The 15,393-nt window shown below is 74.6% G+C and carries 16 protein-coding genes; 9 read left to right on the top strand and 7 right to left on the bottom strand.

The genetic code is table 11. The features are described 5' to 3' along the window. Window positions 1–12 precede the first annotated feature (12 nt). The 3 genes from ABZ444_RS39930 to ABZ444_RS39920 form a co-directional block, all read right to left on the bottom strand. A complete protein-coding gene (locus tag ABZ444_RS39930) occupies window positions 13–924 on the bottom strand; it encodes a hypothetical protein (RefSeq protein ID WP_358008867.1) in 912 nt (303 codons plus the stop codon). A 217-nt stretch (window positions 925–1,141) separates the two neighbouring features. Continuing rightward, window positions 1,142–1,786: a response regulator transcription factor gene (locus tag ABZ444_RS39925; protein ID WP_357969538.1), complete on the bottom strand. Its 645-nt coding sequence runs from the start codon at window positions 1,784–1,786 to the stop codon at window positions 1,142–1,144. Beyond that, window positions 1,783–2,787, bottom strand: coding sequence for a histidine kinase (locus ABZ444_RS39920; protein WP_358008865.1), 1,005 nt, complete (start codon window positions 2,785–2,787; stop codon window positions 1,783–1,785). The genes ABZ444_RS39925 and ABZ444_RS39920 overlap by 4 nt, the downstream gene beginning before the upstream one ends. A 447-nt stretch (window positions 2,788–3,234) precedes the next feature. Here ABZ444_RS39920 and ABZ444_RS39915 point away from each other — a divergent pair, with 447 nt between their 5' ends. Together ABZ444_RS39915 and ABZ444_RS39910 are read left to right on the top strand one after the other, a co-directional pair. After that, window positions 3,235–3,693, top strand: a complete 459-nt coding sequence (locus ABZ444_RS39915) for a CBS domain-containing protein (protein ID WP_352351467.1) — start codon at window positions 3,235–3,237, stop codon at window positions 3,691–3,693. Window positions 3,694–3,698: 5 nt separating this feature from the next. Further along, window positions 3,699–4,982, top strand: a complete 1,284-nt coding sequence (locus tag ABZ444_RS39910; RefSeq protein ID WP_358008863.1) for an ArsB/NhaD family transporter — start codon at window positions 3,699–3,701, stop codon at window positions 4,980–4,982. A gap of 15 nt (window positions 4,983–4,997) precedes the next feature. On the opposite strand, the gene ABZ444_RS39905 is transcribed toward ABZ444_RS39910, so the two are convergent. Next, window positions 4,998–5,882: a phosphotransferase gene (locus ABZ444_RS39905; protein WP_358008861.1), complete on the bottom strand. Its 885-nt coding sequence runs from the start codon at window positions 5,880–5,882 to the stop codon at window positions 4,998–5,000. Window positions 5,883–6,082: 200 nt separating this feature from the next. Here ABZ444_RS39905 and ABZ444_RS39900 point away from each other — a divergent pair, with 200 nt between their 5' ends. The 6 genes from ABZ444_RS39900 to ABZ444_RS39875 all read left to right on the top strand — a co-directional run bounded on the left by ABZ444_RS39900 (window position 6,083) and on the right by ABZ444_RS39875 (window position 12,341). After that, window positions 6,083–6,391, top strand: coding sequence for a hypothetical protein (locus ABZ444_RS39900; protein WP_358008859.1), 309 nt, complete (start codon window positions 6,083–6,085; stop codon window positions 6,389–6,391). A 199-nt stretch (window positions 6,392–6,590) separates the two neighbouring features. Further along, entirely contained in the window at window positions 6,591–7,481 is an 891-nt protein-coding gene (locus ABZ444_RS39895; protein WP_358008897.1) for a lysophospholipid acyltransferase family protein, read from the top strand. Window positions 7,482–7,695: 214 nt separating this feature from the next. Beyond that, the gene (locus tag ABZ444_RS39890; protein WP_358008857.1) at window positions 7,696–9,921 is read left to right on the top strand and encodes an MMPL family transporter; all 2,226 of its coding nucleotides are present in this window, start codon (window positions 7,696–7,698) and stop codon (window positions 9,919–9,921) included. Further along, the gene (locus ABZ444_RS39885) at window positions 9,918–10,775 is read left to right on the top strand and encodes a lysophospholipid acyltransferase family protein (protein WP_358008855.1); all 858 of its coding nucleotides are present in this window, start codon (window positions 9,918–9,920) and stop codon (window positions 10,773–10,775) included. Before ABZ444_RS39890 ends, ABZ444_RS39885 begins: the two co-directional genes overlap by 4 nt. A 91-nt stretch (window positions 10,776–10,866) precedes the next feature. Continuing rightward, window positions 10,867–11,118 carry an acyl carrier protein gene (locus ABZ444_RS39880; protein ID WP_358008853.1) on the top strand — a complete coding sequence of 84 codons (252 nt, stop codon included), beginning with the start codon at window positions 10,867–10,869 and terminating at the stop codon, window positions 11,116–11,118. Then, window positions 11,118–12,341, top strand: a complete 1,224-nt coding sequence (locus ABZ444_RS39875; RefSeq protein ID WP_358008851.1) for a beta-ketoacyl-[acyl-carrier-protein] synthase family protein — start codon at window positions 11,118–11,120, stop codon at window positions 12,339–12,341. The genes ABZ444_RS39880 and ABZ444_RS39875 overlap by 1 nt, the downstream gene beginning before the upstream one ends. Before the next feature lie 17 nt (window positions 12,342–12,358). Here ABZ444_RS39875 and ABZ444_RS39870 read toward each other — a convergent pair whose 3' ends face one another. Both ABZ444_RS39870 and ABZ444_RS39865 read right to left on the bottom strand, forming a co-directional pair. Next, on the bottom strand, window positions 12,359–12,829 hold the full coding sequence (locus tag ABZ444_RS39870; protein WP_358008849.1) for a VOC family protein: 471 nt from the start codon (window positions 12,827–12,829) through the stop codon (window positions 12,359–12,361). Between the two features lie 40 nt (window positions 12,830–12,869). Continuing rightward, window positions 12,870–14,057 (bottom strand): cytochrome P450, encoded by a 1,188-nt coding sequence (locus tag ABZ444_RS39865; protein WP_358008847.1) that lies wholly within the window; start codon window positions 14,055–14,057, stop codon window positions 12,870–12,872. A gap of 74 nt (window positions 14,058–14,131) precedes the next feature. Here ABZ444_RS39865 and ABZ444_RS39860 point away from each other — a divergent pair, with 74 nt between their 5' ends. Continuing rightward, window positions 14,132–14,740 (top strand): helix-turn-helix domain-containing protein, encoded by a 609-nt coding sequence (locus ABZ444_RS39860; RefSeq protein ID WP_358008845.1) that lies wholly within the window; start codon window positions 14,132–14,134, stop codon window positions 14,738–14,740. A gap of 36 nt (window positions 14,741–14,776) precedes the next feature. Here ABZ444_RS39860 and ABZ444_RS39855 read toward each other — a convergent pair whose 3' ends face one another. Next, window positions 14,777–15,379: a CGNR zinc finger domain-containing protein gene (locus ABZ444_RS39855; RefSeq protein WP_358008843.1), complete on the bottom strand. Its 603-nt coding sequence runs from the start codon at window positions 15,377–15,379 to the stop codon at window positions 14,777–14,779. Between the last annotated feature and the right edge of the window lie 14 nt (window positions 15,380–15,393).

The following is a 15,393-nucleotide window of genomic DNA, read 5'->3' as shown; positions in this document are numbered from 1 at the left end:
GGCCCGTCGCGGTCAGGCTCGCACGGGCGACCCGCCGAGCTCGGTCACCGTCAGGGCGCGCAGCAGGTGCGGGTGCAGGCCCTCGGCCCGCGACCGGGGCAGGCCGGCGGCGAGCGCGGCGTCGGTGAGCGCGGCCCGCGTCCAGGCCAGGTCGACCCGCCGGCCCGCCTCGCCGGTGAGCAGCGGGTGGTCGGCGGGCCGGTCGCCGCACAGGCGGCGCAGCGGGCGGCGCAGGTAGGGGGCGAGCGGGAAGGCGACGATGTCGCCCCGCCCGTCGTGCAGGGTGATCAGCACGGGGTCGCCGGCGCCCACCAGATGCACGTCGCACGGGGTCAGCCGGGCCAGCGCGTCGACGGACGCGCCGGTGGACTCCAGCAGCCCGACCGCCACGGCCTCGGCTAAGCGCCCTTCCTCGGCCAGCAGGGCGACCCCGCCGCGCAGCAGCCGCCGCTCGGCCGGGGTGGGCGGGTGAGCGGCCGGCGCCGGGAGAGCCGGCCCGTGCCGCCCGGCGAAGGCGTAGAACGAGGCCAGCACGGCCCGCCTGCGGATCACCGTCGCGCGGGCCAGCGGCCGGCCGGACGGCGCCAGGCCGGCGGTGAGAGCGGCCAGGCAGTAGGCGTCGACCTGCGACCCGGCCCCCAGCACGTCGCCGCCGGGCTCCTGCCCGCGCAGCCACCGCAGGTAGGAGGCCAGCACCCGCAGCCGCGTCCGCCGCAGGGCCGGGGACGGCCGCTCGCGCAGCCAGGCCGCCGCCACGCCGGCCGCCGCCGGACCCAGCCCCTCGACGACGTCGACGTCGGCCGCGGGGACCTCGCCCCCGTCGCCGGGACCGCGCCTCGGACGCAGCCCCTCGATGCGGGAGACGAGGCCGCGGGCCTCCTGACCGGTGAGCGCGCCCCAGGACGCGACGGTGCCCTCGGCCATGCTCAGCACACGACCGGCACGGCGACGGGATCGGCGGCTGGGTCGGCGGCGGCTCGTCCCGGGGCACAACAGGACGAAAGGGAGGCGTGGAGGACGTCGCTGCTCGCGCCCAACGGACCCATCATGATCTCGATCGTCTCATGGAACTACGCCCGCGGGCTCCATCCGGCCGGGCCGCGGGGGCCGCGAGAGCCCGGGACGCGGCCGTCCGCCGAGGTCAGGGTTCGATCAGGCCGGCGCGGATGGCGTAGCGGGTCAGGTCGAGCCGGTCGTTGAGGCCGAGCTTGGCCAGGATGTTGCTGCGGTGGCGGTCGACGGTCTTGGGGCTGATGACCAGGGTGTCGGCGATGGCCTTGGTGGAATGGCCCTCGGCGATGAGCTTGACGATCTCCTCCTCGCGGGCGGTCAGCAGGCTGTCGGGCAGCGGCTCGCCGTGCCGGTGGCGGTGGAGGTAGTCGCGGATCAGCGCGGTGACCGCGCCGGGGTAGAGGAACGGCTCGCCGCGCATCGCCGCCCGGCACGCCTCGATGAGGTCGCGGTCGGCCACCGACTTCAGCACGTAGCCGCAGGCCCCGGCCTTCAGCGCGGCGAAGAAGTACTGCTCGTTGTCGTACATGGACAACATCAGCAGGCGGATGCCGGGCCGGCGGCGGGAGATCTCCCGCGCGGCCTGCAGGCCGGTCATGCGCGGCATGGCGATGTCCAGGACGACCAGGTCGATGTCGTGGGTGCGGACGGCCTCCACCGCCTCGGCCCCGTCGGCGGCCTCGGCGACCACGGTCAGGTCGGGCTCGGCGTCGAGGATCAGGCGGACGCCCTGGCGGACGAGCGCGTGGTCGTCGGCGAGCAGGATGCGGGTCATCGGGCGTTCTCCTTGGCCGCGCCGGGGACGGTGAGGACGATCTCGGTGCCGCCGCCGGGCGGCGAGTGCACGCTCAGGCGGGCCCCGATGAGCAGGGCGCGCTCGTGCATGCCGCGGATGCCGGCGCCCGGCTCGCCGATGCCGCCCCGGCCGTCGTCGGTGACGCGCAGGACCAGGTCGCCGTCGTCGGGTGTCAGCGTGAGCGTCGCCCTGGTGGCCTGGGCGTGGCGGGCGACGTTGGTCAGGCTCTCCTGGGCGATGCGGTAGAGCACCAGCTCGACCTCGGAGGTGAGCGGCGGCAGCCCCGGAGCCAGTCTACGCGTGACCTCGACCGTGCCGGTCTGCGACAGGTCGGTGGCCAGCGCGGTGAGGGCGCTGGTCAGCCCGAGGTCCTCCAGGACGCCGGGGCGCAGCCGGTGGGCGACCTGGCGCACCTCGTCCAGGCTCGTCCTGATCGCCTCCTGGGCGTGGCCGAGCTCGTCGGCCAGCTCCGCGGGCGCCCGGTCGCGCACCCGCTTGAGCGCCAGGAGCGCGACGGTGAGGCTCTGGCCGATCTCGTCGTGCAGCTCGCGGGCGATGCGGCCGCGTTCGGCCTCCTGGGCGGCCAGGGCCTGGGCGCTGGCCACGCTACGCTCCTCCTCCAGGCGGTCGAGCATCTGGTTGAAGGTGTCGGTGACGCTGCGCAGGTCACGGTTGCCGGCGGGCAGCCGGTCGTGGGTGTGCAGCAGGTCCACCCGCCGCATGAGGGCGGTCAGGGAGGTCAGCGGGGCCAGGCTGGCCCGCACCAGGAACGCGTTCGCCGCCAGGATCAGCGCCAGGCCGATGAGCAGCACCGGGATCTCGGTCAGCAGCACCGGTGAGGAGACCGTCGCGGGGGACAGCGCCAGCACGAACGTGCCCGCGGCGAAGACCAGCGCGTTGATGACGAACAGGCGGCGGAACAACGCCTGGGCCGGGGTGCGGCCAGGCGGCTCCGGCGCGGTGGCCACGGCGTCTTTCATGCCTCCAGCCTGGGCGTTCGCCGCCCGCCCTGTCCACTGACCCGGCCAGGATGCGGGCGCGCCCCCACCCGATATGGGGGCCGGACCCGATGGGCGCGGCCCCCCGCGCGGTGATGGCATGGTCTCCCCGGAGAACAGGGACGGACCGTAAGGAGGTGGGCGATGCGTGGCACGGACCTTCTCCGAGCCGCGGCGGCAGGACCGCTTCTCCTCCTGCCCGCCCGCGGGTCGCGGTCCGTCCCCCGGGGCCATCTGACGCGCGGGCCGCGCCGGGGGCCGGCCGCCGTCCCGTGGCCGGGGCCGGGCGCCTGAGCCGCCCCCGCCGCCTTTTGTGACCTTCGCCCATGCCCCCGCTGGAGGCTCCCCATCAAGATCCGCCATACGACCGTGCCCCGAACCGGCGCGAACCGTCGTCTTCCGACCACTCCGACCACCGTGGACGGTGCCATGCGAGCACAGGACATCGCCGTCGCCCTGCCGACCGTGACGGCCCGCGACTCCGTAGGACGGGCCGTCCGCCTGATGGTGGTCAACCGGCTTCCCGGACTCATCGTGGTGGACGAGCGGGGCCGGCCGGCGACCGTGCTGCCGGGCACGCAGGTGCTGCGGCTGGCCATCCCCGGCACGTACCAGGAGGACCAGGCCCTGGCCCGGACCCTCGACGAGAGCGACGCCGAGCTGTTCTGGCAGGAGCTCGCCCACCTGACGGTCGGCGACTGCCTGCCCAGGCCGCCCGCGCGGCCCGTCACCGTGCCGCCGGACGCGACCCTGCTGGAGGTGGCGGCGCTGATGGCCCGCACGCGTAGCCCGCTGGTCGCCGTCCTCGGTCCGGACGCCACCCTCACGGGGGCGATCACTCTGGAACGCCTGCTGACCAGCCTGGCCATCACGAGCCTTCCGGACTGATCCGCATGAGCGCGATCCTGGCCCTATCCATCTTCGTGGTGGCGTTCTTCTTCATCGCCACCGAGAAGGCCGACAAGGTCAAGGTCGTCCTGGTGGCGGCCGGCCTGATGACCGTGCTGGGGCTGACACCGGGGGAGGAGGTGTTCTCCTCAGGGCACGCGGGCATCGACTGGAACGTCATCTTCCTGCTGCTCGGCATGATGATCATCGTGGGGGTGATCAAGCAGACCGGGCTGTTCGACTACCTGGCGATCTGGGCGGCCAAACGCTCGCGGGGGCGGCCGTACCGGCTGATGGCGATGCTGATGGCCATCACCGCCGTGGCCTCGCCGTTCCTGGACAACGTCACGACGATCATGCTGGTCGCGCCGGTGACGGTGATGGTGTGCGGGCGGCTGCGCATCCCGGCGCAGCCGTACCTGATCGCCGAGGTGCTGGCCTCCAACATCGGCGGGGCGGCGACGCTGATCGGCGACCCGCCGAACATCATCATCGGCAGCCGGGCGGGGCTGACGTTCAACGACTTCCTCGTCCACATGGCGCCCGCGGTCGTGGTGATCTTCGGGGTGTTCGTGCTGCTCACCTACCCCCTGTTCCGCCGGTCGTTCCACTACAACGCCGAGCACGTCGCCAAGGTGATGGCGTTGCAGGAGCGGCGGGCCATCACCGACCCCGCGCTGCTGGCGCGGTCGATGACGGTGCTGGCCGGGGTGGTGACGGCGTTCGCGCTGCACTCCGTCCTGCACCTGGCGCCCTCGATCATCGCCCTGGTCGGCGCGGGGGTCATGCTGCTGGTCTGCCGGGTCGAGCTCGGGGACGTGCTGCGCGAGGTCGAGTGGCCCACGCTGGTGTTCTTCGCCGGGCTGTTCGTCATGGTCGCGGGCCTGGTGCACACCGGCATGATGGAGACCATCGGCCGCGCCACCATCGACCTGTTCGGCGACAACTACTTCGCCGCGGCCACCTCGCTGCTGTTCGGCTCCAGCGTGCTGGGGGCGTTCTTCGACAACATCCCGTACGTGGCGACGATGGCGCCGGTGGTGGAGGAACTGGCCGCCGCCGCACCGGACGCGTCCACCGGGCAGGCGCTGTGGTGGGCCTTCGCGTTCGGCGCCGACTTCGGCGGCAACGGCACCGCGGTCGCCGCCAGCGCCAACGTCGTGGCCCTCGGGATCGCCGCCCGCACCGGGAACCCGATCTCCTTCTGGCAGTTCACCCGGTACGGCATCGTCGTCACCCTGGGCAGCACGGCCCTGGCCTGGGTGTACGTCTGGCTGCGCTACTTCTGACCCGGGCCGCCCGGGTCAGGGGCGCAGCCGGTGGAACAGCTCGACCCGGGCCCGGTGGTAGTCGAGGTCCTCCTCGTCGTGCGACACGCCCGCCGCGGCGGCCTTGCGGAAGTAGGCGTGCTCCCTGCGCAGCTTGTGCCGTACGAGCTGGGCGAGCGACTCGTCGTCGAGGGGGGCCGCCGTGCCGCCCTCGTCGAGATAGGCGGCCACGAACTCCTTGCTGGGCCCGGTCAGGTCGTCGCCCCACTCCAGCGCGGCGGCGGCCAGCTCCAGCTCGGGGGCGCCGACGAAGGTCTCGTCCCAGTCCAGGACGGCGACGATGCGGCCGTCCCTGGCCAGGGTGTTGCCGGTGTAGTAGTCGCCGTGCAGCGGGTGGCGTACGGGATGCCCGGCGTGGAAGGCCGCCAGCCAGCGGTCGAGGACCGGGTCGTGCAGGTCGGTGGCGTCCGGGGGCGGGTCGCCGTACAGGCCGGACTCCTGGAAGGCGGGCACGGGACGCGGCCCGGGACGCAGACCGGCCAGCGCGCGGTGGAGCCTGGCCAGCAGCCGCGCGCCCGCCTCCCGCTGCGCCGGGACGTCGGAGTCGGGCCAGGAGCCCTCGACGTAGGGCCAGCAGGAGATCGGCCGCCCGTCCACGACGACGACCGTCGCGCCACCCGTGGTGGCCAGCGGGGCGACGGCCTCGGGGAGCGTGGCGGCGGCGTGCCGGGCGACGGCGTGGCACCACTCCGACTCGGCCACCCCGCGCGCGGCCGGGCCCACCCGGACGACGTGGTCGCCGAGGCGGTAGGCGGCCGACTCCTCCCCGCCGTACAGCCGCTCACCCTCTCCTTCGGCGCCCCAGGCCCGGGAGGCGGCGGCACGGATCTCGGGGGTGAGGGGCGTCTTTGCGTAGATCACCTTGTCAGGTTATGGGGCTCAGGTCATGAGCTGGGACGGCTTGTGGAGTGTTCTGCCAAGGTCGGGCGACACGTGGCGCAAATTCGGCGCTCTCCGCCGGATGGCGCTTAACCTGCACTAACAGGATCATCATCCGCTTGTCACCCCGCCGTCAGGGCCGCCGGTGCCGAGCCCGCTCCGAATTCGGGACGCTCATGATCGTGCAGTCGCAAGAAATCGCACAAAGCTCACATCCGCCCGATACCCGCCCGTCCCGGCGACGGGGCACCCGTACGCCGCCCGGCACGGCGCGGCGCGGCCCGCGTCAGGCCGTCGCCGTCGCGTCCGGCCCGCGAGCCGTGGGCCGGGTGGCCGGCGGCATCGTGCTCCGCCAGGGCGAGACCACCGTCCGGCCCGCGTCCCTGTGCCGGGCCTTCCCGCGCCAGGTGCGCGCAAGCCTTGGAACGGTCCACGTTCCGGGGCCGGTCCGGCACGACCTGCCGCCCGCCGCCGTCTCGCGCTGCCGTTAGCGCCGCTCGGGCCGGCTCGCCGATCACCGTCTGGGAGTCCCGCGTGTCCCATCCGACTCCACCCGCAGTGCCGTCCGCAGTGCCACCCGCAGTGCCGTCCGCAGTGCCACCCGCAGTGCCGTCCGCAGTGCCGTCCGCAGTGCCGTCCGCCACGTCGCGCGTGGTACCGCCCGGCATAGCGTCGGCGGCGCCGTCCGTGATGCCTTCCGTCGGAAGGCCGGGGCGGGCGCGTGCGACGTGGCGGCACGTCGCCGGCTCCGGCCGGCGCGTGGAGATCAACCCGTGGCTGGCGCGGGCGCCGTGCTCGGTGCGCGCGTGCCTGCCGGAGGAGGCCGTCGCCGCCGGTCGGGCGCGCCGCGCGGCCCGGCTGTGCGCCGCCCTGCTGGTGCTGCTGGCCGCGCTGCCCGCCTTCCTCGTCATGGGAGCCGGGCCGAGGCTCTGGCGGGCCAGGACCGTGCAGACGGCGGCCCGGCTGCTGCTGCGCGCGCTCGGCGTCCGGGTCGAGGTCGCCGGTCCGGCGGGCCTCGCCGGGGAGGCGGCCGGGGTGCTCGTCGTGGCCAACCACGTCTCGCTGCTCGACCCGCTGGTCATGCTGGCCGCGCTGCCCTGCCGCCTGCTGGCCAAGCGGGAGGTACGCCGGTGGCCGCTCATCGGGACGCTCGGCGCGGCCTGCGGGGCGCTGTTCATCGACCGGGAACGCCTGTCCACGCTGCCCGCCGCGGTGGGCCTGATCCGCGACGCCCTGCTGGCCGGGGAGACGGTCGCCGTCTTCCCCGAGGGCACCACGTCCTGCGGGCGCGAGGTCGGCACGTTCCGGCCCGCGGTCTTCCAGGCGGCCATCGACGCAGGGGCGGCGGTGTGCCCGGCCGTCCTGCGCTACTACGAGGGGCCGAGCCCGTCGAGCCGGGGGAGCTGGGTGGGCGAGGACTCGGTGACCGGGTCCGTCGTCCGGGTGGCCGGGACGCGGCGGCTGCGGGCCGAGGTGCGGCTCACCCCGCTCCTGCCGCCGCCCGCGCCCGGCCGCGGCCCGCGCGGACGGGCCGCCCTGGCCTGCGCCGCCGAGGAGCGCGTACGCGCCGGCCTCGACTGACCACACAGGACTGACCACACAGGACTGACCACACAGGACTGACCACACAGGACTGACCACACAGGACTGACCACACAGGACTGACCACACAGGACCGCGCCGCGGAGGAGCGCGTGCGCGGCGGCCTCGACTGACCGTTACTCGACGTAAGGATTCACCGATGTGGGGCAACTCGCCGCCGTCCGGCCGTGGACGGAGGTGGCCGCGACGGGTCGTGCTCTGGGGCGCGGCCGTCACGTTCGCCGTCTCGCTCATGGCCGGCCTGGACGTGCACGACCGGCTCGTGCTGGGCGACATCGTGCCGCTCGGATCGCAGTCCCTGCGTGCGGACGACATCCTTCAGGACGCCTTCCACGCGGGCAACGCCGACCTGGTCGTGATCGCCCGCGCGGCACGCCCGGTCGACGACCCGGAGATCGACGCCGCCGGGACACGGCTCACCGAACGCGTCTCGGCCGACCCGGGCGTGTGGGGGGTCACCTCGTACTGGCGCGGCCACGAGCCCAGGCTGCGCAGCGGCGACGGGCGCGCGGCGGTCGTCCTGGCCCACCTGAGCGGCGACAACGCCGCCCGCAACGCCGCCGCCCGCCGGATCATGGACTCCCTGCACGACCGCTACGGCCCCCTGTCGCTGACCGCCACGGGCGAGGCCCAGGTACGCGTCGAGGCGCAGGACCGCAGCGAGGCCGACCTGCGCACCGCCGAGCTGATCGCCGCGCCGCTGACCCTGGCCATCCTGTGCGTGGTGTTCGGCAGCCTGGTCGCCGCCCTGCTGCCGGTGCTGATCGGCGCGCTGGCGGTGATCGCCACCATGGCCGTGCTGCGCCTGCTCACCGAGGTCATGGAGATCTCGGTGTTCGCGCTGAGCATCTCCAGCGCGCTCGGCTTCGCCCTGGCCGTCGACTTCAGCCTGTTCATCGTCACCCGCTTCCGCGAGCAGCTCGCCCTGGGCCAGGACGCCGCCCAGGCCGTCGCCGTCACCATGCGCACCACCGGCCGGGCCATGGCCTGCTCGGCGGCCACCGTGGCGCTGTCCATGTCGGCGCTGCTGCTGTTCCCGTTCACCATCCTGCGCTCGCTGGCCGTGGGCGGGATGACGATCAGCCTCACGGCGGCCGCGGCCAGCCTCGTGCTGCTCCCGGCCCTGCTCACCCTGCTCGGCGACCGGGTCAACCGGCTTCCCGTGCCCGGCCCGTGGAACGCCGCGCGCCGGTCCGCGGCGCCGGTGGAGGACGGGCCCTGGTACCGCCTGGCGGTCGCCGTCATGCGCCGCCCGCTGGCGGTGGCCGTGCCCACCACCGCTCTGCTGCTGGCCATGGGCGCGCCGTTCCTGGGCGCCCGCTTCGGCACCCTGGACGACCGCATCCTGCCGCCCGACGCGCCCGCCGCCCGGGCGGCGCAGGCGCTGCGCGCGGAGTTCGGCGGGCAGCGGGTCGTCGGCGGCACCATGATCGTGCTGCCGGACCTGCGGATGACCGGGCAGAGCTCGGCCGACCTGCTGGGCGGCTACGCCAGGCGGCTGGCCGCCACCGACGGCGTGCTCCGGGTCGACACGGCCGGCGGCTCCTACAGCCGGACCGCCGCCGTCCCCGGGCCGGGCCGCCGGTTCACCGGCGAGGCGGGCACCTGGCTGCTCGTCACCACCGCGCACGAGCCGTACTCGGTGGCCAACAGCGAGCTCGTCGGGCGCCTGCGCGCGATCCCGGCCCCGGGCCAGGCGCTGTTCGCCGGGCCGGGCGCCGAGCTCGACGACATCAGGCGGAGCATCGCCGGCACGCTGCCCACGGCCCTGGCGCTGATCGCGCTGGCCACCCTGGCCATGGTGACGCTGCTGACCCGCAGCGTCGTGCTGGCCGTCAAGGCCCTGGTGATGAACGTGCTCAGCCTCACCGCCACCTTCGGCGCCCTGGTTTACGTCTTCCAGGACGGCCACCTGCGCCGGCTGGTCGGCGACTTCACCGCCACCGGCAGCATCGACGCCCTCATGCCCACGCTGATCTTCTGCGTCGCCTTCGGCCTGTCCATGGACTACGAGATCTTCCTGCTGTCCCGGATCACCGAGGAGTACCGCAGCCGCGGCGACACCGCCACCGCGGTCGCCACCGGGCTGCAGCACACCGGGCGGCTGTTCACCTCGGCCGCCGTCATCTTCGCCGTCGTCATGGCCGCCGTGGCGACCTCCGGCCTGGCCGTGCTCAAGATGATCGGGGTGGGCATCGCGGTGGCCGTCCTGGTCGACTGCACGCTGATCCGCACGCTTCTCGTGCCCGCCGTGATGCGCCTGGCCGGACCCGTCAACTGGTGGGCGCCCCGGCTCCTGCGCGGCGGGCGGGGCAGCGGCGGCGGCTCTCCCGGCGACCCGCCGCGCGTCCCCGTCGGTGCGGCCGCGGGCGGGCCGGACGGGACGGAGCCCGCGGCACCGCCGGCGAGCACACCATGACCACCACCCGCGATCAGGACCACCGCCACGAGCGGCCGCCGTCCGGGCCAGGACTGTCGCCGTGCACGCCGGACACCTGTCTACGGCCGCCGGTCGCGGTCGCCGGGCCGGTCCGCCGGGCCGCCCGCCTCCTGGGCTGCGCGCTGGCCCTGGGGGCGGCCCTGACGCTGTCGGCGATGCCCGCCCGCCGCGCCGGGGCCCTGCGCGGACGCCTGACCCGCAGGGCCATGGGACTGATCGTGCGCGCGCTCGGCATCACGGTACGGATCCCCGGCGGCGTCCCCGCCCTGGACGGCCACGGCACCCTGCTGGTGAGCAACCACATCTCGTGGGCCGACCCGCTGATCATGGCGGCCCTCACCCCCGCCCGCCAGCTCGCCAAGCGGGACATCGGACGGTGGCCGCTGGTCCGGTCGCTGGCCGCGGCCCACCGCACGCTGTTCATCGACAAGGACCGTCCGGCCGGGCTGCCCGAGGCGATCACGGCGGTCGCCGGCGCGCTGCGCGACGGGGACGCGGTGCTGGCCTACCCCGAGGGCACCACCTGGTGCGGGCGGGCCATGGGAGCCTTCCACCCGGCGCTGTTCCAGGCCGCCGTCGAGGCGGGCGCGAGCGTCCGGCCGGTGGCGCTGCGCTACCGCGAAGCCGGCACGCCCTCCACCCGTGCCGCCTGGATCGGCGCGGACTCCCTGCCGGTCTCGCTGCTGCGCGTGGTCGCGACCCGGCACCTGGTGGCCGAGGTGACGTTCCTGCCCCCGATACGCCCTGAGCTCACCGGACGGCCGCGCGCGGACCGGGCGGCGCTGGCCGCGCTGACCGAGTCGCGGGTCAGGGACGCTCTGGGCCCGGCTTGATGGACATTTGATGTGTCATACCCGGACCCGCCCGCCCTCCTGGAGCACACTCGGACACGCCCCCCCATCCGCCGAGAGAACGGACGGCACCATGACCGACGACCAGATAACAGACGTGCTCCGCGGCCACTGCGCGCGGGTCCTGGGCGTCAGCCCGGCCCAGATCGGCCCGCACACCGACCTGCGCGAGGAACTGGACGCCGACAGCCTGGACTTCGCCGAGCTGTACGCCGTGGTCGAGGACGAATGGGGCACCTTCGCCGACGACCGGCTCCAGCGGGTGCGGACCGTCGCCGACATGGCCGCCGTCATCCGCCGCCACCTGACGGCGGTGGGCGGCTGATGCGACCCCGGGTCGCGGTGACCGGGCTCGGCCTGCGCACGCCCGCCGGCTCCGGTCCCAAGGAGCTGTGGAACGCGCTGCTCGGCGGGCGCTCGACGGCACGGGCCATCACGTCCTTCGACACCTCCGCGCTCGCGGTGCGCTTCGCCTGCCAGGTGCCGGAACTGGACGTCTCGGCGTACCTGACCGACCGGCAGGCCCGGCGGCTGGACCGGGCGTCGCTGCTGGCGGTGTGCGCGGCGGGCGACGCGCTCGCCGACGCCGGTCATCCGCGGGTGCCGCCCGAGCGGCGGGCCGTGGTGGCGGGCAGCTCGTTCTGCGGCACCGAGACCTACGAGTCGGCGCTGCTCGACACGGCAGGTCCCGCCGCGCTGCGGCTGTCGCCGATCTTCATCCCGAAGATCATGCCCAACGCCGGCGCCGCCGCCATCGGCATGCGGTACGAGATCCGCGGGCCGAGCATGTCCGTGGTCACCGCCTGCGCCTCCGGCGCGCACGCCATCGGCGAGGGCGTCCGGCTGATCCGCGACGGCTCGGCCGACCTGGTCGTGGCCGGGGCCGGGGACGCCAACGTCACCCCCGGCATGCTGCACGGCTTCAGCCGGTGCCGCGCCCTGTCGTCCCGCAACGACGATCCCGAGGCCGCCTGCCGCCCCTTCGAGGCCGACCGCGACGGGTTCGTGCTGGCCGAGGGGGCCGCGTTCCTCGTCCTGGAACGCCTCGACGACGCCGTGCGCCGCGGGGCGCGCGTCCACGCCGAGGTGTCCGGCTACGGCCGTACCAGCGACGCCCACGACCTGACGGCCCCAGCGCCCGGCGGCGAGGGCGCCCGGCGGTGCATGGACGCCGCGCTCGCCGACGCGGGCCTGGCGCCCGAGGACATCGTGCACGTCAACGCCCACGGCACCGGGACGGAGCTGAACGACCTGGCCGAGGCGCAGGCGATCGGCCGCGTCTTCGGGCCCGCCGCCGTGCCGGTGAGCTCGACCAAGGGGGTGACCGGGCACGCACTCGGCGCGTCCGGGGCGATCGAGGCCGTGGCGTGCGTGCTGGCGATGGCCGAGTGCACCGCCCCGCCCACCGCCAACCTGGACCGGCTCGACCCGCGCTGCGACATCGACGCGGCGCCGGTGCCGCGCCCGATCGCGAGGGGGCCGGTGATGTCGAACTCGTTCGGCTTCGGCGGCCACAACGCCACGCTGGTCTTCTCACCGGCGCGCTGACCGCTCGCGCCGGACGGTCAGCCCCGCCGGGAGACGAACACGCAGAACGGGTGCCCGGCCGGGTCGGCGTAGACCCGCAGGGGCTCCTCGTCGTCGTCGATCCGGTCCAGCAGCAGCCGGCCGCCCAGGCGGAGGACGCGTTCGTGCTGCTCCAGCAGGCTCTCGACCGACGACACGGTCAGGTCGAGGTGGAGCTGCTGGGGCACCCCGGGCTCCGGCCAGGTCGCCTCGTGGAGCGTCTCGACCTGCTGGAAGGCGAGCTGCGGCGCGCCGTCCCTGGTTCTCAGCACGAGCCAGTCGCGGCCGCGCTCGTCGTCGGCGCCCGCCCGCGGCGGCTCGTCGCCGGGCCGGTAGACCAGGTCCAGCAGGGACCGGTAGAACTCCGCCAGCGCCCTGGCGTCGGTGCAGTCGAGCACCACCTGACACAGCCTGATCCCGCCGTCCGTACCGGCCACGCGCGCCTCCCGTGATCGTCCTTCGTCCGTCATGCTCTCTGCACGGCGGGGCGGCACGTCAAACGCGGCGGCCTCACCAGGTGACCGGCAGGGACGCCAGGCCGTAGATCGTGGCGCGCGGGCGCAGCGGCACCTCCTCGGCGGGCACGGCCAGCCGCAGCCCGGGGAAGCGGCGCAGCAGCGCCGGGAAGGCCAGCCGCATCTCCAGGCGGGCGAGCTGCTGGCCCAGGCACTGGTGGATGCCGTGGCCGAAGCCGAGCTGCGGCCCGGCCTCGCGGGTGACGTCGAAGCGGTGGGGGTCGGGGAAGCGGGCCGGGTCGCGGTTCACGGCCGGCAGGGAGAGCGTCACGGTCTCCCCGGCCCTGATCGTCCGCCCGGCGAGCGGCACGTCGGCCCGCGCGACCCGGATGGGGCCGATGTGCACGATGCTGAGGTAGCGCATCAGCTCCTCGACGGCGCTCGCCGCGACCCCGGGGTCGGTGCGCACCAGCTCCGCCTGCTCCGGGCGGCTCAGCAGCAGGAACGCGCCGAGGGCCAGCATGTTCGCGGTCGTCTCGTGACCGGCGGCCAGCAGCAGGGTGGCCACCCCGGTCAGCTCCTCGTGGTTCAGCTCACCGCCGGAGACCAGCTCGCCGAGCAGGTCCTGGGTGGGCTCGGCCCGCTTGCGGGTGACCAGCTCGGACAGGTAGCCCATCAGCTCGGCGCCCGCGGCGCCGCGCTCCTCGGCGGAGTTGTCCAGGTTCACCGCGCGCGTGGTGGTGTCCTGGAAGCGCGCGCGCTCGTCGTACGGCACGCCGAGCAGCTCGCAGATCACCAGCGACGGGATCGGCAGCGCGAACGCGCCGACCAGGTCGGCAGGCGCTCCGGCACGGGCCATCTCGTCGAGCCGGCCGTCGACGATCTCCTGGATCCTGGGCTCCAGGAGCCGCATCCTGCGCATGCTGAAGCGGCCCGTGAGCAGCCGCCGGTAGCGGGAGTGCTCGGGGTCGTCCATGGCGATGAAGAAGCCCGGCGGTACCACCAGGTCGGCCAGGCCCTCGGGCGGCGCCAGCTCCTTGATCGGCGGCGCGGCGCCCTGGGAGGTGTTGCTGAAGAGCGGGTCGTCGAGCACCGCGCGGGCCTCGGCGTGGCCGGTGACCAGCCAGCCGGGACGGCCGTCGGCGTAGACCATGCGGTGCAACGGACCGTGCAGCCGGGCGAGCTCGGCGGGTGGCTCGAACGGGTCCTCGCGGTCGAGCGGCAGGCTCTGAAGGATGTCCATGCCAGTCAGAAAACCGCAGAGACTGCGAATTTGCAACCTGTGCATAAAAGCAGGGCATGCAGTAGGGTGGCGCCGTGGAAGGTCATCGCGAACGCAAGAAGGCCCGCACCCGCCGTGCGCTGCTGGAGGCCGCTGTCCGGCTGTTCGCCGAGCGGGGGTACGAGCAGACCACCGTCGCCGACATCGCCGCGGCGGCCGACGTCGCGCCCCGCACCTTCTTCGCGTACTTCGCGAGCAAGGAGGACGTGCTCTTCCTCCAGGCCGGTGATCGCGAGCGGGTCATGCTGGAGGCGATCGCCGGGCGGCGGCCGGGGGAGCCGCTGGGGGAGCTGCTGAGCCGGATGTTCGAGGCCATGGTGCGCAGCCTGGCCGAGGACGACGAGCTCGATTTCGCGCTGTCGCCGCTGCGGGCGCGGCTGATGGTCGCCGAGCCCGCGCTGCGCGCCCGCGGCCTGACGCTCATGATGGAGACCCAGCCCCGGCTGGCCAGGGCGCTGTGCGAGGTCTGTCCGGGGCTCGACCCGGTGTCGGCGGGGGCGGCGATCGGGAGCTTCATGGGCGCGCTGGCCGCGGCCGGGATGGTCGCCCAGGAGCAGGGCGGCTCCGAGGACGACGTCCTTGCCGCCGGGCGGCGCGGGATCGAGGTCGCGGTCAGCGGCCTGGGGATCCTCGACCGGCCTTAGTCCGCGCGGGACCGCCCGGCGTCCACATGCCGCTCGTCACGGCTCCAGGGCCTGACGGGCGCGCAGGGCGCGGAGTTTGGAGCGGTTGCCGCAGCGTTCCATCGCGCACCAGCGGCGGGCGCCGGGGCGGGAGGTGTCGACGAACACCAGCGGGCAGTTGTCGCTCGCGCACTCGCGGATACGTTCGGCGAGCGGCCCGGACAGCAGTTCGATCATCTCCCGCGCCAGGGTCGACAGCACCTGGGCGGCCCGCACCGGTGGCGCCCATCCGGCGGTGACGCCGTCGGCGGCGAGTTCGGGGACCAGGGGCGCGGCGGCCGCGGCCCGGTTGATGGCCGTGATCGCTCCGGCGGGCAGGGGGCGGCGCGCCGCCTGGGCGTGGGCGGCGTCCCAGATCGCCTGTCGCAGGGCCTTGGCGGCGGTCAGCTCGCCGGCGGTCACGGGGACCGTCATGACCGCCGTCAGTGGTGGCTGGGCGAGCCATTGGGCCAGGTCGGCCGGCTCGTGGAGGGTCTCGAAGATCGCGTACTGGCCCTCGCCGCCGGTGTGGGCGAAGTCGAGGCAGAGGGCGCCGGCGTCGAACCGGAACGATCCGCCCTTGGGGTCGTGCAGCACTCGTCCGGTTGCGTTCACTCGCATGACACCACTATAAC

It is taken from the genome of Nonomuraea sp. NPDC005730 (assembly GCF_040630865.1).
Taxonomy (GTDB): domain Bacteria; phylum Actinomycetota; class Actinomycetes; order Streptosporangiales; family Streptosporangiaceae; genus Nonomuraea.
The sequence above is the reverse complement of the archived record's forward strand: the minus strand, read 5'-3'. Positions and strand labels throughout refer to the sequence as shown.